Raw genomic sequence first — 21,164 nt, 5'->3', positions numbered from 1 at the left:
TTAAGACAGTACTTTCCGAAAGGCATCGACCTGTCGGTCTACTCACAGGCCAAACTCAACGCAGTAGCACGAAGGCTGAACGAGCGACCACGAAAGACCCTGGATTACGAAACACCGGCTGAACGATTCCATCGAACTATTGCATCGACCGGTTGAATCCGCCCCCGCCGTGTGGACAACGGCGCTGCACACAGGACAGGCCTGTGCACAGCCGGCCTGCTGCCAGTGCCGCCGTTGCCCACACTTGAACACTGACGCGCCCTCGTTGCGGGCTTGCCCAAAATAGAAAAATAGTAGCGAAACGAACCGAACTCCCGCGCATTGTTATCGGGAGTGACAACGGGGTAGCGATAGGGCGGCAAATTGAGCAAGCGTTTTCAACCGTCGTCCCGCCACCGCACGTCCGCCGATGGGACGATGACTTTGGGTAGTCGGATAACGAAGCCAGACTAGCCGATCGTCGGGGCGAAGGGCTGCCAGAAACGCTCGCTGTGCGGATAACGTTTTACGCGTTTTTCAGTGCACGGCGCAAAACCATACTGCGTCGTCGCAGAGCAGACCAGGGAGCAAAACGATCTGGTGGGTCATGGGTGGGTCCTGTGATGCGTTAGACGGATGAAATACGGCACTCGATACGAGGCCATCGTCGAATGGTAAGGGCGCGCGCTGGTCTGAACAACTCGCTTTCGGAGCGACGTTCAGTTTCCGATGACGTATCGATCCGGATCGATCGATCAAAGGATCCGTCGACCGATTCAGCCCAAGGGGCATGATGAGGAAATGGATGCGGCGAATCTGCATCCGTCAGGCGAGCGTTCCACGCCCCAGCGCGTTTGGCCAGTTGCAGGCATATGACGCCGGCGTGCGACACGCCGCCGCTGTCCTTTCCGGAACACTGCGCAAATGTCATGCCGCCGAAGTAGATAACCGGCCATTCATAGCCATGGTTCGGCCGTTTCGGACACTTGTCAGTAATCAATCGCCCTATCGTGGACGCAATGCGTTCAGGCAGTCCGACGACAGCCAACTGTAATGCGAACGACTCTCCATGTTCATGCAGGAACCCTAAGGTCTTACCGTTGTAACCAACGGTAAGGAGACGGTAAATGTCGACATTCCACCTGTCACAACGATGCAATAAGCTGTACCTACGACTTTCGATGTCAGCAGTTGCGGGAGCGGCCGCGCTCGCATTCGCTACGATGCCCACAGGGGTGTCTGCGGCAAGGGACGATCATGCGGCCCAGACCCTAACGCCAATCAAGCATGTGATCATCGTTGTCGGCGAAAACCGAACGTTCGACCACGTGTTCGGCACCTACCAACCCCCGCAAGGCCAATCAGTGTGGAATCTGCTGTCGCGGGGCATCGTCAATGCGGATGGTTCGCCGGGCCCGAACTTCAACAAGGCGCAGCAATACGAAGCGCAATTGGTTGGACCGGCAAAATTCGCGGTAGCCCCGCCGAACAAAACCCCGTACATGCCGCTGCCGGCCCCCAATACCGGCGGTGCGCCGACGGCGGCCAGCGACGCAAGTCCGCCACCTTTCGCGACGCACGATGCGGCCGTGCAGGCCGAAGGCACGGCACTCGAGGCGTCCGACATCGATCAGTTGCTGAGCGGCGCGACAGGACTGCCGAAGGATGTAAAGGATTCGCGGGTGGCCAACTACAACGCGTTGCCGAGCGGTCCATATCTGTTGCAGCCGCCACTCTACGATGCGTACATGGGAGGTCCGGTGCACCGCTTCTATCAGGCGTGGCAGCAAGCGGATTGTGCCGTCGCACATGCGAGCCGCGAGAATCCGAGCGGGTGCCTCGGCGATCTGTTCGCCTGGGTGGAAACCACCATCGGCGCGGGCAGCAACGGCAAGCCGCAACCGACGCCATTTACCGATCAGACCACCGGCGAAGGCTCGAATGCGCTCGGCTTCTACAACGTCAACAACGGCGACATGCCGTACTTCACGAAACTGGCCCAGCAATACGCGATGAGCGATAACTATCACCAACCGGTGATGGGCGGAACCGGGGCGAACAGCATCATGATCGGTGCGGCTGATGCGTACTACTACACCGACGGCAGCGGCAATGCGGCAACGCCGCCGTCGGATCAGATCGAGAACCCTGATCCGTTGGCCGGCACCAACAACTGGTACACCCAGGACGGTTACTCGGGGGGCAGCTATAGCAACTGTTCGGATCCGGGCCAGCCCGGCGTCGGCGCGATCCGCCAATACCTTGAATCGCTGCCCTACGATCCCAAGCCGAACTGCGCGCCGAAGCACTATTACCTGCTCAACAATTACAACCCGGGATATAACGGCGACGGCACGGTGCTCGACAGAACGAAGTCGCCGTTCACGATCCCCCCGTCACCCGTGCGCACCGTCGGGGACACGCTGCTCGATCGCAAGATCCCGTGGAAGTACTACGGGGAGGGCTGGAACAGCTTCATCAAGGATCCGTCGACAAGCGTCTACTGCAACATCTGCAATCCGTTCCTGTACGAGACGTCGATCATGACGAACCAGCAGGTCCGGGACACACATCTTGCGGACTTGCCAGACCTGTACGCGGATATCCAGGCGGGCCAGCTGCCAGCTGTGTCGTTCGTGAAGCCTGGCGGACTGCTCGATGGACATCCGACATCGTCGAAGTTTGGGCTTTACGAGGCATTCGTGAGAAAACTGGTCGACGCGGTGAAGAGCGATCCGAAGCTATGGGCCACTACGGCGATCCTCATCACCACCGACGAGGGCGGCGGCTACTACGATTCCGGCTATGTGCAGCCCATCGACTACTTCGGTGACGGCTCGCGTATACCGATGATCGCAGTGTCGAAGTATTCCGCTGGCGGGCGCATTTCGCACGGCTATGCGGATCACGCGTCGTTGGTCAAGTTCATCGAACGCAACTGGGGGCTGCCACCGATTACCGGACGTAGTCGTGACAACTTGCCGAACCCGGTCCAGCACAGCGACAACCCCTACGTGCCGGTCAATGCGCCCGCGATCGGCGACCTGTTCGATCTTTTCGACTTCGACCGGGACTCCGACACGCACGGGCATCATGACGGGTCGCACCCGGACCATGATGCAGGCAACGGCGGTAAGGGCTGGTGGCCTTTCTGACCATAACCTGGAACGCTCGCGCGACCGGTACAACGTAAAGTAGGACCGCCGCGCGTTCCGGCGGCGGTCACGGGGGGCAGATGATTGGTGCGATCCTGCGGCTGACCGGCGATTTGAAGGCTGTGCGGGCACTCGAGGGCTGAGGGAAACTGAATCGCAACCACGCAGTGCTATCGGATGCCCACCCGCCGCGCGGTCGCATCGATCGCCGCTTCTGCCTTCGAGACGATTTCGTCGATTTCCGGCCGGCTGACCACGAGCGGCGGCGACAGCAACATCCGGTCGCCGCTCGCGCGCATGATCAGATTGCCGTTGAAGCAGAAGTCGCGGCACATCGTACCGACATCGCCGCCATTCGCGAAGCGCTTGCGCCCGAGCGGCTCCTCGGCGAGTTGCACGCCCGCCACGAGGCCCGCGCCGCTGATCTCGCCAACGATAGGATGACCGGCGAACGTCTCACGCAGTTTGTTCTGAAAGTACGGACCCGTATCCACTTTGACGCGCTCCACGATCCTCTCGTCGCGCAGCAGTTTCAGATTCGCAAGCGCGACGGCCGCTGCGACCGGATGCCCGGAGTAGGTGAGGCCATGATTGAAGTCACCGTTGTCGATCAGTGCGCGGGCGACGCGATCATGTAGACCGACAGCCCCCATCGGCACGTAACCGCTCGTCAGTCCCTTCGCGAGCGTGATCAGGTCCGGCTCGAAGCCGAAGTGCTGATGCGCGAACCATTCGCCGGTTCGGCCGAAGCCGCCGATCACTTCGTCCGCGACGAGCAGCACGTCGTACTTGCGGCAAATGCGCTCGATTTCCGGCCAATACGTGTCAGCCGGAAAAATCACGCCGCCCGCTCCCTGGAAAGGCTCACCGATAAATGCGGCGACATTGTCCGCACCGAGTTCGAGAATCTTCGCTTCGAGCTGCCGCGCGCGAGCCAGTGCGAATTCTTCCGCCGTCTGATCGCTTGCCGCTTCGCCGAAGAAATAGGGCTGATCGATATGTACGATGTTCTCGACTTTCGATGGCATCTGCTCATGCATATAAGCCATGCCGCCGAGCGTGCCGCCCGCGATCGTCGACCCGTGATAAGCGTTTTTGCGCGCGATGACGAACTTCCTCGCGGGCTGTCGTTGCGTCGCCCAGTATTGATGGACGATGCGCAGCACGGTGTCGTTGCCTTCCGAGCCGCTGTTGCAGTAGAAGAAGTGATTGAATGGGGCGGGCGTCAGTTCGGCGAGCAGGGCAGACAGTTCAATCACGGGCGGATGCGTCGTCTTGAAGAACGTGTTGTAGTACGGCAATTCCCGCATCTGCCGGAATGCGGCGTCGGCCAGTTCCTGGCGGCAGTAGCCGATGTTCACGCACCACAGTCCCGCCATGCCGTCGATGATCTTGTTGCCCTCCGAGTCCCACAGGTACACGCCTTGCGCCTTGACGATCACGCGAGAACCCGCGCGATTGAGCGAGCCCATATCCGAGAACGGATGGATGTGATGCGCGGCATCGAGCGCGCGGTATTCGGCGGTGCTGCGCGATGTGGCTTGCGAGGTCGGCGCGTCTTTCGTGCCGCCATGCTGCGACGTTTCCTTTTCCGCATACATCACGTCTTCAGTCTTATAGCTCATACTGCCTCCGTCTTTTCAAGGTTCTCATTGACCGACTGGCCCGCGGCACTCACACGTGCAGCAGCAAATGCCGGCGTTCCCACGAACTGATCACGCGGAAAAACGCTTCGTATTCGGTCTCTTTCAACGCGAGGTATGCGCGGACGAACTGCTCGCCGAGTACTTCGGCAATCGGTTCGCACGCGCTCATCGACGTCAAGCCTTCTTCGAGATTGCGCGGTAATTGATAGGGCAGGGCATAGCCGTCGCTCGCCAGCGGTTCGGTCGCGGCGAGCCGCTGTGTGATGCCGAGATAGCCCGCCGCCAAGGTCGCGGCAATCGCCAGATACGGATTGCAATCGACACCCGGAATCCGGTTCTCGATGCGGCGCGCGACCGGCGCGGAATGCGGAACCCGGAAGCCGACCGTGCGATTGTCATAACCCCACGCGACATTGATCGGCGCGGCCATGAAACGCGACAGACGCCGGTACGAATTGATGTACGGCGCGAAGATCGGCATCAGCGCCGGCGTGTATTTCTGCAAGCCGGCGATAAAGCCGGTGAACAGCGAGGTCGGCTCGCCGTCGGCGGCGGTGAAGAGGTTGTGGCCGGTTTCCATATCGACGAGGCTTTGATGCATGTGCATCGCCGAGCCCGGCTCGCCTTCCATCGGCTTCGCCATGAAAGTCGCGTACATCTTGTGACGCAACGCCGCTTCGCGCACGGTGCGCTTGAATAGAAACACACTGTCCGCGAGCTTGAGCGGATCGCCGTGCATGAAATTGATTTCCATCTGCGCGGCGCCGACTTCGTGTATCAGCGTATCGACTTCGAGTTCCTGCACGTCGCAGTACTCGTAGATGTCTTCGAACAACGGGTCGAATTCGTTGACCGCTTCGATCGAATACGCCTGGCGTCCGGTTTCCGCGCGACCCGTGCGTCCGACCGGCGGTTGCAACGGCAGATCGGGATCGCGGTTCATGTCGACCAGATAGAACTCGAGCTCCGGCGCGATCACCGGTTTCCAGCCGCGCGCCTTATATAGATCGAGCACGCGCCGCAACACGCAGCGCGGCGAGATTTCGACCGGGGTGCCGTCGAAATGCACGCAATCGTGAATCACCTGCGCGGTCGGGTCGACTGCCCAAGGAATCATCCGGATCGTGCTCGCGTCGGGTACGCACACCATGTCGGGATCGGTGACGCCGGTCAGCGAATCGCTTTGCGGATAGTCGCCGGTGACGGTCTGGATCATCACCGCCTGCGGCAGACGCATCGATTCGCCCGATTCGAACTTGCTGCGCGGAATGATCTTGCCGCGCGCGATGCCGGCCATGTCCGGAATAATTGCTTCGATTTCGGTGACATGATGCTTTTTCAGAAATTCGTCGATGTCATGCATGATTGTTCTCTCTGTTCTGGTCCGCGACCTGGGTCATGTGTGCAGGGCTTCGTGTATGCGTGCGCTGGCGTTACTGACGCTGATTGCTTCGATCAGGCCGTCCGCTGCGAGGGCTTGGACCTCGAGGTCTACGCCCAGTCGCGCGATGCCCTGACCGTGCAATGAATTGACCCGCGCTTCGTGGGCGCAACCCGCGAGGCGCTGCAGCATGCCGCCGCGCGTCAGTACGATCGAATGCGATGCGGCGTATTGCGCGTCGAGCGAGTCGTCCTTGTTCCCGCGATGGTCGTTCAGTCCGCCGACCACGTGCGACGGATGAGCGCGGAGCATCGTTCTATCGGCGGTAATTCCTGCTATTGGTTGGTTTCGCATAACGAATAGGCGTGTCGATCCCACGCCGCACATCACGTGAACGGCGTTAAATAGCGCGCGCGGCGAGGTGGGAAAACGCCAAGGCGAGTCGACGCCAAAGCGAATCCGCGCAATAACGCGCAGCGCTTACCCGATTAGAAGCGGTTCGATTGAATCCGTCGCGATGCGCGGTGATCAGTCAGTGTGCCGCGCGGACGCAAGCAGCCAGCTCGCGAAAACGCGCGCAAACGGACGAATCGAGCAGCGAAAAGAGATGAAAGAGGAGAGGCGCTACGGCAGCAGCGAAGCGACTTCGTCTGTGCGCACCGCGATGAACGCGCGGGTGGAGAGGACGTTGCGGCGCCGAACGGAACGACGCGACAGGACTGTGATGACGGACAGAAAGCGGCGAAACGCAAGGCTGCCGTTGCTGCCGTCGGCGCTGGCGCCGTCAGCGCAAGTACAACGCGCCTGACTGCGATTCCAATTCACCAAAGGGCCTCGGACTCTCACGATGACACTCGACTGGCGTAGTTGAGGGTATTGAACGGCCTGTTTCGAATCCACAGCGGATATTGAAGAAACAGGACACGGGTTGATCGAGAAGAAACGGTACTGGACGGTAGTAGCTTAATTCGCCGCGCCGCCCACAAGATCTCCCACTAGCTAGGATATACGAGCTAAAAATGCCGTCAATTTATTTTTAGGTTTTGGCAAAGCGGCATCGAGCCTGATGCCGCGTGTTTCGTCTACTGTTCATTCACTCCGCGAGACGTGCGCGCACCGTGTATTCGCCTTCGTTGCCCTTGTCTTCGAGCATGTGTGCCATCGCCATATTGAAGTCGGTCGGCAGTGGCTCGACCGGATAGCCGCGCTTTTCCCACGCATCGAGACCGCCCTTCAGCGCGCGCACATGATGAATGTTCTTCCGATGCAATTGCCTGACGATGCGCTTCGCGGTCGCCTCGTTGGGACACACGCAATAGACGACGATCGGCCGCTTCAGGTATTCCGGATGAATCGGATCGGGCGACTCGAGATCGAGCGGCCGGGCGCCGGCAATGCGGTGCGATTCCTTTTCGCGCACGGTGCTCGGGCGCGCGTCGAGAATCAGCGGCGGTTCGTTCGACTTCATCATCGCGTCGAGCTGATCGGGCGTGATGCGAGTATGCGCGAGCCAGCGACGAAACTGCAAGCGCCGCAACAAGCGATACACCAGAACCGCCGCGAAGATCACCGCGCGTCGACGCGAAAGACGGATTTAAGCACAGGTGGCGAGTCGGCGTTGTGAAAGAACGCCGACGAAATCGCGCGCGACAGACGAATGGGCGCGGCCCACGACGCGGCGCGGCCTGCACGCGCCGCGCGGCAAGTGGATCAAACCGGGTTGAGAAGCATGATTTGCCTCGCTTCAGGCGAGGCGGTCCGGGAAGAGGCCCGTTGCCTCACGCATCCTCGGACGGATCATAGGGCACCACGCGCTCATGCTCGTCCGCGTGATTGCGCGCGACGATCGCGCGCGCCGCGGCGTTCGCGTCGAGATTGAACGCCTGATGCGGCACGCCCGGCGGAATGAACAGGAAGTCGCCCGGCTCGGTGATGACCGACTCGCGCAAGCCCGGGCCGTAGCGCGTCTCGATCTTGCCTTCGAGCATATAGATCGCGGTCTCGTAGTCGGCGTGAAAGTGCGGCTCCGCATGGCCGCCAGGCGGGACCACGACCATGTACATCGACAACCCGGTGCTGCCCGCGGTGCCCGCCGAAATGCCGACGAAATAGGGCAGCTGCTGCATCGTCGCCATTTCCCGTTCGGGGCGCACCTTGACCACCGGGGCTCGCGCGTCGTGCGTAACGTTTGACATGGTCGCTCCTTTCGTCGCCGCCGTGCCGGGCGGCTTCACGCATGCCGAACTGAAAGTCTAGACGATACGGGCGCCAATGTCGGACGGGATCGAGCGGACCTGGTGAAGCGCGAGCGACCGCGAAATCGCGTTGCTACAATGGTCGGCATACCCCGACAGAGATCACGGAGACAGCGCATGGCCACGCTTCAGCCCATCAGCCGCTACCCGGTCCCCGAGCCGAGCGAGTGGCCCGAAGACATCAGTGCCCGCATTCTCGAAGTGCAGGAGAAAGCGGGTTTCGTGCCGAACGTGTTTCTGACGCTCGCGCATCGGCCCGACGAATTCCGCGCGTTCTTCGCTTATCACGATGCGTTGATGCTGAAAGAGGGCGGTCTAACGAAAGGCGAGCGGGAGATGATCGTGGTCGCGACGAGCGCGGTCAACGATTGTCTTTACTGCGTGGTCGCCCACGGCGCGATTCTGCGCATCTACGAAAAAGCGCCGCTGCTCGCCGATCAGGTCGCGGTCAATCACCGCAAGGCTGACATCACGGACCGCCAGAAGGCGATGCTCGATTTCGCGCTGAAGGTGTGCCGCGCGTCGGGCACGGTCGACGAAGAAGACTTCCAGACACTGCGCGGCCACGGCTTCACCGATGAAGACATCTGGGACATCGCGGCAATCACCGCGTTTTTCGGGCTGTCGAACCGGATGGCCAACGTGATCTCGATGCGTCCGAACGACGAGTTCTATCTGATGGGGCGTGTGCCGAAAGCCGCGGCGGATACACCGAAAAAGTAGCCTCGGCTGGAATCGCTTCAGCATCTCTATCGGCAATTCGCATCACGCCTGCACGGGGCGAGATGAACGCCGCGCGGACGTCATCACCACGGTGTCGTCGATCGGGAAATGCAGCAGTGCCGCGATCAATCCCGCCGCGACCGTCGCTACCCATAGCAGTGAGTACGAGCCCGTCAGATCGAACACGAGGCCACCGAGCCACGCGCCGAGAAACGAGCCGATCTGATGGCTCAGAAAGCACACGCCGAACAGGCTGCCGAGGTGACGGGTGCCGAACACCTTGGCGACTAGCCCGCTCGTCAGCGGTACGGTGCCGAGCCACGTGAGGCCCATCACCGCCGCGAAAATCACCACGGACACAGCGCTTTTCGGCAGCGCGAAGAATGCGGCGATCGTCGCGCTGCGAATCAGATAAAGCCAGCCGAGCACATGATGTTGGCGGAACCGGCCGCCGAGCCAACCTCATGCCCAACTGCCCGCCATGTTGAACAGGCCGATCAGCGCAAGCGCGGTGGCGCCCAGCCCGATCGGCATATGACACAGCGTCAGATACTCGGGCAGATGCGTCGCAATGAACGCGAGCTGAAAGCCGCAGGTGAAGAAGCCGAGCGTCAGCAAGCGGTAGCCGCGATGGCGCATCGCTTGTGACAGAACCTCGCGCAGCGGCGCCGCGGGCGCGTCCTCGAACCGCGCCTGAGCCGGTCGCGTCGAGCCACGCCTGCCAGTCTTCACTCGCGGCGTTCACGTGAATCAGCGTCGCGCGTCGCAGGCTCGGGACGCCGCGCTCGTCGCGCAGCGTTTCCAGATAAGCAGGGCTGCACACGGGCACGAAGCGCTCGCCGAACAGGCGCGTCCATGCCGTGCCGGCGATCGGCGCGCGACTCATGCGGATCGCAAAGTCGAAGCCGTCGACCGGAAAGCCGACCTGGCGACGCGAGGTGTCCACGCTCACGACGACATGCGGCCAGCGCGCGCGAAAACCGGCGAGGCGCGGCAGCAGCCAGCGCGACGCGAAGGTCGGCGCGCAGCTGAGCGCGATCGGCCGATCCGCGCGATGATTGGGCAGACGTTGCGTGCCGATCGCGATCAGCGAAAACGCCTCGGAGACGTACGATAGATAATCCGCGCCAACCGCCGTTAGCGAGATGCCGCGCGGCTCGCGCACGAACAGTTCGACGCCGAGCGCTCCCTCGAGTCCGACGATGCCGTGACTGATCGCGCTCGGCGTAACGTTCAGCTCGGCGGCGGCGAGCTTGAAACTTTGATGCCTGCCGGCCGCTTCGAAAAAGCGAAGCGCGGGCAGGGGCGGCAGACGAAGCGGCATGTGCGTTCCCCAAGGCGCCGCGTCGTGCGCGGCGCGCGTGCCGGGTGGTGTTGGCGGGTGTAACGAGCTTGCTGTTTGGCGCAAGCATACCTTGCGCCGGCGCCTGGCGAGTGGGTGGTCAAACCGCCGGCAAAATCGCCGCAAGAAGCCGCCGCTGCAAAATCATGGCAAGGCCTGTCGATTTTCCGCGGCCTCGTTCGTCGTCCCTACAGGAAGGGCGGCAAAGCGACGATGCCCGCTCGTCTTCCGTCCGTTTTTCTGACGATTTCTCGCAAGGAGATGACTGATGAACGACGCAAACACTTCGATGCATACGCTGAAACCGGCCCGCGAACTGGCCGACTTGCCCTCGCGCTTTCCGGACGAGAGCCCCGAATATCGACGCGCGCGCAACGCGTTGCTCGCCGAGGAGATCGAGCTGCGCCGCCGGATCGAGCGTGTCGCCGCGCAGCGTCGCGCGCTGCCGGCGGGCGGCGTCGTGCCGGAGGATTACCGCTTCGACGGCGAAGCGGGCCCGGTCACGCTATCGCAGATGTTCGGCGCGCACGACACGCTCGTGACCTACAACTGGATGTTCGGACCGCAACGCGCGCGGCCGTGCCCGATGTGCACGTCGCTACTGAGCGCGTGGGACGGCGAAATGCCCGATATCCTGCAGCGCGTCGCGTTCGCGGTGATCGGCCGCTCGCCGATCGACAGGCTGGTCGCGTTCAAGCAGGAGCGCGGCTGGCGGCATCTGCGGCTGTATTCGTCGGGCGGCAACACGTTCAATCGCGATTACGCGGCCGAAGATCCCGCCGGCGACGACCTTCCCGCGTTGAACGTATTCACGCGCACGGGCGGCGTCGTGCGGCACTTCTGGGCCGAGGAGATGGGGCCGTCGACGTCGGACCCCGGACAGGACCCGCGCGGCGCGCCCGATCTGATGCCCTTGTGGACGATCCTCGACATGACGCCGGGCGGCCGTGGCACCGACTGGTATCCGAAGCTGGCGTATTGAGCGGCGCTGCCCTGGAGCGATCGAGCGCTACGAATGCGTCTGCGCCGCGTGGCTCTGGGCGAGCGCGGTCCACAGAAACGTGCCGACCGCGCTCGCCCGCATCGGCAGGCTGAACAGATAGCCCTGCACCGCGCGCGCGCCGAGCGCCTTCACGACCTGGGCCTGCAACGGAGTTTCGAGTCCTTCGACCACGCATTCGTGCCCGAGGTTGCGGCATAGGTCGATCACGGATTTGATGATCTTCTTCGATGCGCTGTTGGTATCGACGTCGCTCACGAAGCTGCGGTCGATCTTGATCGCGTCGAATGGCAGCCGATGCACGTAGCTGAGGCTCGAATAGCCGGTGCCGAAATCGTCGAGCGACAGCCGGCAGCCGGCCTGCTTCAGCATCGTCATCGCGCTGTGCGCCTGCTCGAAATCGCGCGTCAACGCGGTTTCGGTCATTTCGAACGTCACGCGATGCGGCGACACGCCGCTTGCCGCGACGATGTCGATCAGGCGGCGCGCGCGCGCCGACGTCGAGATATCGATCGCGGACAGGTTGAACGACAGATACAGATCGGCGGGCCAGTGCGCGACCTCGGCGAGCGCCTGGCGCAGCAGCACGTCGGTGATGCCGAGGATCAGCTCGGTCCGCTCGGCAATCCGAATGAATTCCTCCGGCCTGACCATGCCGAGCCGGGCGTTGTGCCATCGACCGAGCGCTTCGAGGCCGATCGGCCGGCGCGTGAGCAGATCGTAGATCGGCTGGAACTCGAGGAACAGCTCCGCTTCGAGGTCCGCATGGCGCAGCTCCTGCGTGACGAGGCTTAGACGCCGCATCTGCGTTTCGTGTTCGGTCGAGAAAATCACCGGCATGCCGCGGCGGTTTTCCTTGCCGACGTAGAGCGCGGCGTCGGCACGTTCGAACACCTGCGCGACCGTGGAGCCCGCGTCGGGAAACGCGGCCCAGCCGATCGTGCCCGACAGTTCCGCGACATTGTCGGCGACTTGATAAGGCTGGCTGAGCGCATCGCAGATACGCTGCCCCAACTCGACCAGCGCTTCGTTCGACACCTTGTGGCGCACGAGCACGCCGAATTCATCGCCGCCCAGACGCGCGAACATCAGGCCCGTTTCGCCGATCAACACGAGCCGCGTGCCGACTTCCTGCAGCACGAGGTCGCCGCTCGCGTGACCGTAAATGTCGTTGACCTGCTTGAAGCCGTCCAGATCGATGAGGCCGACGTTGAAGCCGCCACCGGTTTCGAGCGCCTGCTCCGATATCGCGTTCAGCGCCGCGAAGAAACTGCGCCGGTTCGGCAGGCCGGTCAGACTGTCGATGCTGGCGAGCCGGTAGTTGTCGTCGCTGAGCCGTTGGGTGTTGTGCTGGCTTGCCTGCAGTTCGCGTTGCGCGTGTACCGCGTCTGCAAAGGTGCGCCAGTAAAGCTGGATGACCGCCGCGAGCGCGACGCCGACCAGCGCCATGTCGACGGCCATCGCGAAGAACACCGGCGAGCCGCTCGACACGAGGAAGCCGGAGAAACTCAGGATGACGATGCAAAGCAGTAGAAGCGCGGGCTTGCGCAGATGGATCAGGCAGAACATGCTGCCGACCAGCGTCGTCGCCATATAGAACGCGACCTGCGCCTGCTGGTAGGCGGTGCCGTACGGAAACAGCAGCACCGACCAGCCGCTGAACGCGACGCCGAACACGCCGACGATCCATGTCACGCTGCGCAATTCGCGGACCGCCTGAGCGTCCGTCATCTTATGGTTGCGTTTGCGCCACCAGCGCACGCAGCGAAACACACACAGCGCGCCGAGCGTGCCGGGCACATACATCGACAGCCAGGCCGGCGCGCTGTCCAGATGCGTCGCCGCCACCGCCGCCGTGTTGACGAGCAGGATGAAGTAGAGAAGCGGTACCTGGCGGCGGAACGCGTGCAACTGCGCACGCATCAGCTCCCGGTCACCCTCGGCGACCGACAGTACCTTCTTCAATCTCGCAAGCCAAGCCATCGCCATCCCTTTAACGTTTGCGCGCTAAACGCAGCTGTTTATATCGGCGCGAGGCTGATTAACTTGAGCGCTCAAAGGGGTAACGGAGCATCGCAGTCAAGGGTCCGTGAACCCGGCTGCGCGCTTACGGATAGTCGGGCGGTAAGTACTACCTGGCGGCGCGTGTTGGCGGCGCTGGAACCAGACGTTTGTGCCGGATGCCGATCGCGAGACTCGAGCAAAAGGCGGCCTTCGCGCATGCTCAAAGCGTGGGGCACGACAGCACCCGCTGCGGCCGCATGGCGGTGCCGGGCTGGCCGGCCGGCGCGGGCGTGCCACGCGGCGCGGCCGAGACGAGCCGGACCGCGTCGGCGCCAGCATTCGCGAGCACGTATTTTTCCGGGCTGTCATCCGGCTGCCAATACGCGCGAAACACGTCGCCGTCGCTGAACACGAGCAGCTTGCCGTGCACGGTTTTTCCGCCGCCAACGAAGTCGACCGGTTCGCCGTCGCGTAGAGAAAAGCTCTGCGCGGCGCTGGAATTGGTCGCACCGACGAGGGTCGCGCACGCGTTGTCGTCGGCCGCGGCCGCCGCCGACGACAACGCGGCGAGCAGCGCGCATGTTGCAAAGTGGCGAATTCTCACTTCTTTATGTCTTGCCGATAGTTAACTTGTGACATGTGTCGCAAATGGCGCGCCCGCGCATCGCGAAAAGGGCTATCGTCATCGGGAAGCCGGCGCGGGATCGCGTAACGCGACCTAAAGTACTGAAATTGCAACGGATTGTGATGCGCGGCGAATGCTCATAAGGCGGCGCGCGCGCATAAGCTCGCGATTCTTATGGCAGTTTGGGGCGCAAAAACGTCAAACCGGCGCCTCCGCCTTGATACAAGCCTTACACCAAGGGTTTGCGCGAAGGTGCGCCTATGCGTTAGTGTGTCGGTCCCGGCGCCTCAGAGGGCGCCGGTTCCATGATTACCATACGGGAAGTGCTATGAACAAACAGGAACTGATTGATGCAGTCGCCGCAGCGACGGGCGAAAGCAAAGCGGCAACCGGCCAGACCATCGACGCGATCGTCGAGGCAGTGACCAAGGCCGTGGTGAGCGGCGATACGGTGCAACTGGTCGGTTTCGGTTCGTTCTCGACCGGCGCGCGCGCGGCACGCGTGGGGCGCAATCCGTCGACGGGCGAAGAGATCCAGATCGCCGCGGCCAAGACGGTGAAGTTCACCGCAGGCAAGGCGTTCAAGGAAGCCGTCAACGCGTCGTAAGCAACGCGCTTCACGCCGGAGCATTCGCGATGCGCGCCGCAGCCCCGCTGTGAGGCGCGCGTGAGTGATGCGTCGGGCGTGAGGATCACGCGCTGCCCAGCCCGGCCAGGCGATTCGCCGGCAGTTGGTGCGGCGCGTGTGTCTGGCTCCTTGAGCCAGGCGTTCGTGGGCTCGACCGGCTTCGATCGAGTCTAAAGCGGACCCGCCGCGGCCATCGCGATCGGGCGGTCCGTGCGTTGCCCTGTCAGCCCGCGCGACGCTTGCGGGTTGCCTCGGCGAGCGTGGCGAGCACCGGTTCGGTCTGCGCCCAGCTCACGCAGGCATCCGTGATCGACACGCCGTAACGCAACGGCACACCGGCCTTCAGGTCCTGACGGCCTTCTTCCAGATGACTTTCGAGCATCACACCGATGATGCGGCGCTCGCGCTCCGACAGTTGCCGCGCGATATCGTCCGCGACCTCGATCTGCCGCAAGTGCGATTTGTTCGAGTTCGCATGCGAGCAGTCGATCATCACCTGCTCGCGCAGACCCGCTGAACTCAGCGCTTCACAGGTCGCCTGCACCGACGCGCTGTCGTAGTTCGGCCCTTTCTTGCCGCCGCGCAGGATCACGTGCGCGTCGTCGTTGCCGCGCGTTTCGAAGATCGCGGCCATGCCCATTTTCGTCATGCCCATGAACGCGTGGCTCGCACGCGCCGCGACGATGGCGTCGGCGGCGATCTGCACGCCGCCGTCGGTGCCGTTCTTGAAGCCGATCGGGCAGCTCAGGCCCGACGCGAGCTGACGATGACTCTGGCTCTCGGTCGTGCGCGCGCCGATCGCACCCCACGCGATCAGATCGGCGATGTATTGCGGGCTCAACAGGTCGAGAAACTCGGTCGCCGTGGGCAGGCCCAGACCGTTGATGTCGAGCAGCAATTGCCGGGCGAGACGCAGGCCTTCGTTGATGCGGAAGCTGCCGTCCAGACGCGGATCGTTGATGTAGCCTTTCCAGCCCACCGTCGTGCGCGGTTTCTCGAAGTACACGCGCATCACGATCAGCAGATCGTCCCGATAGTGATCGGCGGCGGCCTTCAGCTTGCGCGCGTATTCGATCGCCTGGTCGTGGTCGTGAATCGAACAGGGGCCGACGATCAGCACGAGCCGGTCGTCGCGGCTGTGCAGAATGTCGGCGATTTCGACGCGAGTCTTCTCGACCAGCGACTGCACCGCGGGCGGCACCGGCAGTTCGTCCTGCAGCAGCGCGGGGGAAATCAGCGGACGGACCGCGCCGATGCGCACGTCGTCGATGCGCGTGGTGTCCTGGGTGGCGTCGGCCGAGCCGACTTCCTGATCGTGCAGGGGATTGTCGAGGGCGCTCAAGATGTTCTCCGCAATCGGTTGATGAGGCGGCCTTGCCGCCTGATTATGCGAGCGCCGCCGCGATGAGGGCGTGCGGGCGCCGCGTGGGTTTGACGTGGACCGTGCGGGTTGGGTTACTGCGTGCCTCGGGCGAGGTTTGACGCAAGGTCTTGCGTCGGGCTTGACGCGAAGCCGACGCGACCGCGCACGGATGCGCTGGCGCGATTATGACACCCGCGCCGGCCTCATGGCAGGTGGACCGGCGGGCAGGCGGCGCGGCGGATTCAGAGCTTCTTGAGCAACGCCATCGCGGCGGCCGGATTGCGCTCCTTGAAGCCGCTGATCACATATAGATAGACGTCGCGCGTGGCGGCTTTCGCGGGCGGCTCCGCGCAGGTCTCGAGATCGTCGGGCGTGATGCCCGCGGCGAGCTGGCGCGCGCGTTCGGCCCATGCGTCGAGCGCTTTCGTCGAATAGCCGTTGGCTTGCTTTTCGCTCGTGCCCATGATGCGCGCGTAGACGAACGGCGCGGTGATGTCGGCGATCTGCGGATACTCGCTGTCGGCCGCGAGCACGACCCCGACCTTGTACTTGCGCGCCAGCGCGATGAGTTCCGGTGTCCTGAACGACTCGTGACGAACCTCGACCGCGTGCCGCAGCTTCTGTCCTTCGATGCTCGCGGGCAGCAGCTTCAGAAAGGCCTCGAAATCGTCGGCGTCGAATTTTTTGGTCGGCGCGAACTGCCAGTTGATGGGCCCGAGCTTCTGCTTGAGCAGCAGCACGCCGCTTGCGAAGAATCGCTCGATCGTGTCGCCGGCTTCGGCGAGCACCTTGCGGTTGGTCGCGTAACGCGGCGCTTTCAGCGAGAACACGAAATCGTCGGGCGTCTCCTGATACCACTTTTCATAGCTGGCCGGTTTCTGCAAACCGTAGAACGTGCCGTTGATTTCGATCGACGTCAGATGCCGGCTCGCATATTCGAGTTCGCGGCTTTGCGTCAGGTCTTCCGGATAAAACGGCCCGCGCCACGGCGCATAGGTCCAGCCGCCGATGCCGATGCGAATGCGTGCGGCGGACGTGGATCTGGACGACGTTTCGGTTGATTTTTTCGTTGGCGCTTTCTTTGCGGCCTTCGGTTTGTCGCCGCGTTCTTCGTCAGACTTCTCGCTTCGCTTGTTGCTTTCCTTCGCGCTTGTCGCTGCGGGCACTTGGGCTCTCCTTCGGGCTGCGGCGGGAAAGCTCGTAGATTAGCCGCTTTTCTCGCGGCGCGCGGCGCTGGCTTCGTCGAAACGACGGCTCGCTGCGGCCACTTCCACGCGAAAGCGCTGCAACGCGCCGAGTGCGAGGTCGGGCGGCGTCAGCGCGACCCACAGCACGTCGATCAGCTGATCGGCGGTGGCGTCGATATCGATCTGCCGGTTCGTCAGCGTCGCGTCCCACAGCACATGCTCCATCGGGCCGAACACCATCGAGCGCAACAGGCGCAGCGGCATGTCGGAGCGAATCTCGCCGCTTTGCTGGCCTTGCGCGAGCACGCGCATCAACGGCGCGGTGTAGCGGCGCTGCAGTTCGGTCAGCGCTTCGCTCAGTTCGTGATGCCGCGCGCGGCCTTCGGACAGCACCAGCGCGCACAGATCGGTGCCATTCACGAGCATCAGCCGCAGATGCATGCGCACGATGAACGCGAACTGCTGGCGCACGTTGCCGTCGCGCGGCAGGCCCGCTTCGATCGCGTCGATGATCTCGTCGTACCAATCGCCGATGACACGAGCGCACAACTCGCGCTTGCCGCGAAAGTAACTGAACACCGTCGCCTCGGAAACGCCCAGGCGCTGCGCGATTTCCGCGGTCGTCGCGCGTTCGTAGCCCTTTTCGGAGAACACGTCGCGCCCCGCCTGAAGAATCTCCTTCACGCGCTGCTGCGACTTGCGCCCGGCCGGCTGGCGACGCGAGACAGGTAATCCGGCCTTCTCGGCAACCGTCATATGAGTAAAATTCAGATTTTTGATGCGGATTGGGGCTTGAGCCGGCGATTGAACGCTGCGTCTGTGCCCGATGAACGCGATCGTAGCACCGAATCGGCCGGCTGACGCGGGTTTGTAAATTTCTGAGTAACACTCAAAAATACCTATTGACGCTTACGTCAATCTGGCGTGAAATGCGCGTTGACATGCTTTCGCGTGCCGCTTCGCGCTCCACCAGCGGCCGCCCACGAACTCAGGAGACACCGCAATGCCCAATCTGCCCGGTTTGCAGTTCCCGCTCGGCGAAGAGATCGAAATGCTGCGCGACAGCATTGCGTCGTTCGCCGCCAAAGAAATCGCGCCACGCGCCGGGGAAATCGATCGCACCGATCAGTTCCCGATGGACCTTTGGCGCAAGTTCGGCGACCTCGGCGTGCTCGGCATGACGGTTTCCGAAGAGTACGGCGGCGCGAACATGGGCTATACCGCGCACATGGTCGCGATGGAGGAAATTTCGCGTGCGTCGGCATCGGTTGGCCTGTCGTACGGCGCGCATTCGAACCTGTGCGTGAACCAGATTCATCGCAACGGCACCGACGCGCAGAAGCGCAAGTATCTGCCGAAGCTCGTGTCGGGCGAGCACGTCGGCGCGCTTGCGATGAGCGAGCCGAACGCGGGCTCGGACGTGGTCAGCATGAAGCTGCGCGCCCAGAAGAAGGGCGATCGTTACGTGCTGAACGGCACCAAGATGTGGATCACCAACGGCCCCGACTGCGACACCCTGGTCGTCTATGCAAAGACCGATCCCGAAGCGAATTCGCGCGGCATTACCGCGTTCATCGTCGAGAAGGGCATGAAGGGTTTCTCGGTCGCGCAGAAGCTCGACAAGCTCGGCATGCGCGGCTCGCACACCGGCGAGCTGGTGTTCCAGGACGTCGAAGTGCCGGAGGAAAATGTCCTTGGGGCATTGAACGGCGGCGTCAACGTGCTGATGAGCGGTCTCGACTACGAACGCGCGGTGCTCGCGGGCGGCCCGACCGGCATCATGGTCGCGGTGATGGACGCGGTCGTGCCGTATATCCACGACCGCAAGCAGTTCGGCCAGTCGATCGGCGAATTCCAGCTGATCCAGGGCAAGGTCGCCGATCTGTACACGACGCTGCAGGCATGCCGCGCGTATCTGTACGCGGTCGGCCGCCAACTCGACACGCTCGGCAACGACCATGTGCGCCAGGTCCGCAAGGACTGCGCGGGCGTGATTCTGTACACGGCCGAAAAGGCGACCTGGATGGCTGGCGAGGCGATCCAGATTCTCGGCGGCAATGGCTATATCAACGAGTATCCGGTCGGTCGTCTGTGGCGCGATGCGAAGCTCTATGAAATTGGCGCGGGCACGAGCGAGATTCGTCGCATGCTGATCGGCCGGGAGCTGTTTGCCGAAACGCTGTGATGCAAGCGCGCGTGAGCCCCCTCAATACGCCGCACTTTGGAGAAGCGACGTCATGCCGATCATCGAATCAAAACTGAACCCACGCTCGGACGACTTTCGCGCGAACGCGGTGGCGCTCGAAGCGCTCGTTGCCGATCTGCGCGCGAAGATCGAGCAACTCGCGCAGGGCGGCGGCCAGGCCGCGCGCGACAAGCACACGAGCCGCGGCAAGCTGCTGCCGCGCGAGCGGATCGCGCAACTGCTCGATCCGGGCACGCCGTTTCTCGAACTGTCGCAACTCGCCGCGTACGGCATGTACAACGACGACGCGCCGGGCGCCGGCGTGATCACCGGCATCGGCCGCATCGCGGGACAGGAGTGCGTGATCGTCTGCAACGACGCGACCGTGAAGGGCGGCACCTACTATCCGGTCACCGTGAAGAAGCACGTGCGCGCGCAGGAAATCGCCAGCGAAAACCGCTTGCCGTGCGTGTACCTCGTCGACTCGGGTGGCGCGAATCTGCCGAATCAGGACGACGTATTTCCCGATCGCGATCACTTCGGCCGCATCTTCTACAACCAGGCGAATCTGTCGGCCGCGGGTATTCCGCAGATCGCGGTCGTGATGGGCTCGTGCACCGCGGGCGGCGCGTATGTGCCGGCGATGAGCGACGAGTCGATCATCGTCAAGAACCAGGGGACGATTTTTCTCGGCGGCCCACCGCTCGTCAAAGCCGCGACCGGTGAAGTGGTCAGCGCCGAAGATCTCGGCGGCGGCGACGTGCATACGCGTCTGTCGGGCGTCGTCGATCATCTTGCGCAGAACGATGCGCATGCGCTCGGCATCGCGCGCAGCATCGTCGGCCATCTGAACCGCGTGAAGCCGGCGCCGCTCGTATTGCAGGAGCCGAAGCCGCCGCGCTACGACACCCAGAGCATCTACGGCGTGATTCCGGTCGACACGCGCAAGCCGTTCGATATCCGCGAAGTGATCGCGCGTATCGTCGACGATTCCGCGTTCGACGAATTCAAGGCGCGCTACGGCACCACGCTCGTCTGCGGCTTCGCGCATATCTGGGGGCACCCGGTCGGCATCGTCGCGAACAACGGCATTCTGTTTTCGGAGTCGGCGCTGAAGGGTACGCACTTCATCGAACTGTGCTGCCAGCGCAAGATCCCGCTCGTGTTTCTGCAGAACATCACCGGCTTCATGGTCGGCCGCAAGTACGAAAACGAAGGCATTGCGAGGAACGGCGCGAAGATGGTCACCGCGGTCGCGACCGCGAAGGTGCCGAAGTTCACGGTGATCATCGGCGGCTCGTTCGGCGCGGGCAACTATGGCATGTGCGGCCGCGCGTATTCGCCGCGCTTCCTGTGGATGTGGCCGAACGCGCGCATCTCGGTGATGGGCGGCGAGCAGGCCGCGTCGGTGCTCGCCACCGTCAAGCGCGACGGCATCGAAGCGAAGGGCGGCAACTGGAGCGCGGAGGAAGAAGAGTCGTTCAAGCAGCCAATCCGCGAGCAATACGAGCGTCAGGGCCATCCGTACTACGCGAGCGCGCGGTTGTGGGACGACGGTGTGATCGACCCCGCGCAAACTCGCGACGTGCTTGGGCTGGGTTTGTCGGCGGCGATGAACGCGCCGATCGAAGACACGCGTTTCGGCGTGTTCAGAATGTGATGGCCCGCGTCACCGCGATGCGACCGCGTAG

The 21,164-nt window shown here is 63.0% G+C and carries 15 protein-coding genes and 5 pseudogenes; 7 read left to right on the top strand and 13 right to left on the bottom strand.

The annotated features are described in order from the left end of the window. Together F6X39_RS08735 and F6X39_RS08730 are read left to right on the top strand one after the other, a co-directional pair. Positions 1–156 (top strand): annotated as a pseudogene (locus tag F6X39_RS08735) (IS30 family transposase); the annotation flags it as partial. Positions 157–1,268: 1,112 nt separating this feature from the next. Next, positions 1,269–3,134, top strand: a complete 1,866-nt coding sequence (locus tag F6X39_RS08730) for an alkaline phosphatase family protein (RefSeq protein WP_187616333.1) — start codon at positions 1,269–1,271, stop codon at positions 3,132–3,134. A gap of 170 nt (positions 3,135–3,304) precedes the next feature. Here the strand turns inward: F6X39_RS08730 and F6X39_RS08725 are convergent, their stop codons facing one another. The 6 genes and pseudogenes from F6X39_RS08725 to F6X39_RS08705 all read right to left on the bottom strand — a co-directional run bounded on the left by F6X39_RS08725 (position 3,305) and on the right by F6X39_RS08705 (position 8,356). Continuing rightward, positions 3,305–4,759 (bottom strand): aspartate aminotransferase family protein, encoded by a 1,455-nt coding sequence (locus F6X39_RS08725; protein ID WP_187616332.1) that lies wholly within the window; start codon positions 4,757–4,759, stop codon positions 3,305–3,307. A gap of 49 nt (positions 4,760–4,808) precedes the next feature. Further along, on the bottom strand, positions 4,809–6,143 hold the full coding sequence (locus F6X39_RS08720) for a glutamine synthetase family protein (protein WP_187616331.1): 1,335 nt from the start codon (positions 6,141–6,143) through the stop codon (positions 4,809–4,811). 60 nt (positions 6,144–6,203) lie between these two features. Next, positions 6,204–6,452, bottom strand: a pseudogene (locus tag F6X39_RS36675) (gamma-glutamyl-gamma-aminobutyrate hydrolase family protein); the annotation flags it as partial. A 333-nt stretch (positions 6,453–6,785) separates the two neighbouring features. Then, positions 6,786–6,989, bottom strand: coding sequence for a hypothetical protein (locus F6X39_RS36670; RefSeq protein ID WP_260330502.1), 204 nt, complete (start codon positions 6,987–6,989; stop codon positions 6,786–6,788). A 265-nt stretch (positions 6,990–7,254) separates the two neighbouring features. Continuing rightward, a pseudogene (locus tag F6X39_RS08710) lies at positions 7,255–7,734 on the bottom strand (rhodanese-like domain-containing protein); the annotation flags it as partial. Positions 7,735–7,939: 205 nt separating this feature from the next. Further along, on the bottom strand, positions 7,940–8,356 hold the full coding sequence (locus tag F6X39_RS08705) for a cupin domain-containing protein (protein WP_187616330.1): 417 nt from the start codon (positions 8,354–8,356) through the stop codon (positions 7,940–7,942). 177 nt (positions 8,357–8,533) lie between these two features. On the opposite strand from F6X39_RS08705, the gene F6X39_RS08700 reads away from it, so the two are divergent. Continuing rightward, positions 8,534–9,139, top strand: a complete 606-nt coding sequence (locus tag F6X39_RS08700) for a peroxidase-related enzyme (RefSeq protein WP_187616329.1) — start codon at positions 8,534–8,536, stop codon at positions 9,137–9,139. Positions 9,140–9,181: 42 nt separating this feature from the next. Here F6X39_RS08700 and F6X39_RS08695 read toward each other — a convergent pair. Together F6X39_RS08695 and F6X39_RS08690 are read right to left on the bottom strand one after the other, a co-directional pair. Then, positions 9,182–9,820, bottom strand: a pseudogene (locus tag F6X39_RS08695) (MFS transporter); the annotation flags it as partial. Between the two features lie 4 nt (positions 9,821–9,824). Continuing rightward, a pseudogene (locus F6X39_RS08690) lies at positions 9,825–10,463 on the bottom strand (LysR substrate-binding domain-containing protein); the annotation flags it as partial. A 286-nt stretch (positions 10,464–10,749) separates the two neighbouring features. On the opposite strand from F6X39_RS08690, the gene F6X39_RS08685 reads away from it, so the two are divergent. Further along, entirely contained in the window at positions 10,750–11,463 is a 714-nt protein-coding gene (locus F6X39_RS08685) for a DUF899 family protein (RefSeq protein ID WP_187616328.1), read from the top strand. A gap of 27 nt (positions 11,464–11,490) precedes the next feature. Here F6X39_RS08685 and F6X39_RS08680 read toward each other — a convergent pair whose 3' ends face one another. Together F6X39_RS08680 and F6X39_RS08675 are read right to left on the bottom strand one after the other, a co-directional pair. Then, complete coding sequence (locus F6X39_RS08680) at positions 11,491–13,464, bottom strand: putative bifunctional diguanylate cyclase/phosphodiesterase (protein ID WP_187616327.1); 1,974 nt, start codon at positions 13,462–13,464, stop codon at positions 11,491–11,493. Between the two features lie 241 nt (positions 13,465–13,705). After that, a complete protein-coding gene (locus F6X39_RS08675) occupies positions 13,706–14,089 on the bottom strand; it encodes a hypothetical protein (RefSeq protein ID WP_176078989.1) in 384 nt (127 codons plus the stop codon). A 349-nt stretch (positions 14,090–14,438) separates the two neighbouring features. Here F6X39_RS08675 and F6X39_RS08670 point away from each other — a divergent pair, with 349 nt between their 5' ends. Next, the gene (locus tag F6X39_RS08670; RefSeq protein ID WP_013092091.1) at positions 14,439–14,717 is read left to right on the top strand and encodes an HU family DNA-binding protein; all 279 of its coding nucleotides are present in this window, start codon (positions 14,439–14,441) and stop codon (positions 14,715–14,717) included. A 244-nt stretch (positions 14,718–14,961) separates the two neighbouring features. On the opposite strand, the gene F6X39_RS08665 is transcribed toward F6X39_RS08670, so the two are convergent. From F6X39_RS08665 to F6X39_RS08655, 3 genes are all read right to left on the bottom strand, one after another. Further along, positions 14,962–16,080, bottom strand: coding sequence for a 3-deoxy-7-phosphoheptulonate synthase (locus F6X39_RS08665; RefSeq protein ID WP_311539229.1), 1,119 nt, complete (start codon positions 16,078–16,080; stop codon positions 14,962–14,964). Between the two features lie 263 nt (positions 16,081–16,343). Next, positions 16,344–17,267 carry a DUF72 domain-containing protein gene (locus F6X39_RS08660; protein WP_187616326.1) on the bottom strand — a complete coding sequence of 308 codons (924 nt, stop codon included), beginning with the start codon at positions 17,265–17,267 and terminating at the stop codon, positions 16,344–16,346. Positions 17,268–17,306: 39 nt separating this feature from the next. Continuing rightward, positions 17,307–18,044 carry a TetR/AcrR family transcriptional regulator gene (locus F6X39_RS08655; RefSeq protein ID WP_187616325.1) on the bottom strand — a complete coding sequence of 246 codons (738 nt, stop codon included), beginning with the start codon at positions 18,042–18,044 and terminating at the stop codon, positions 17,307–17,309. A gap of 247 nt (positions 18,045–18,291) precedes the next feature. Between F6X39_RS08655 and F6X39_RS08650 the strand changes: the two genes are divergently transcribed. Both F6X39_RS08650 and F6X39_RS08645 read left to right on the top strand, forming a co-directional pair. After that, positions 18,292–19,473 (top strand): isovaleryl-CoA dehydrogenase, encoded by a 1,182-nt coding sequence (locus F6X39_RS08650; RefSeq protein WP_187616324.1) that lies wholly within the window; start codon positions 18,292–18,294, stop codon positions 19,471–19,473. A 52-nt stretch (positions 19,474–19,525) separates the two neighbouring features. Continuing rightward, positions 19,526–21,133 carry a carboxyl transferase domain-containing protein gene (locus F6X39_RS08645; RefSeq protein ID WP_187616323.1) on the top strand — a complete coding sequence of 536 codons (1,608 nt, stop codon included), beginning with the start codon at positions 19,526–19,528 and terminating at the stop codon, positions 21,131–21,133. Positions 21,134–21,164: the final 31 nt, after the last annotated feature.

The sequence above is a fragment of the Paraburkholderia sp. UCT2 genome, assembly GCF_014397665.1.
GTDB classification, from domain to species: Bacteria; Pseudomonadota; Gammaproteobacteria; order Burkholderiales; family Burkholderiaceae; genus Paraburkholderia; species Paraburkholderia tuberum.
The sequence above is the reverse complement of the archived record's forward strand: the minus strand, read 5'-3'. Positions and strand labels throughout refer to the sequence as shown.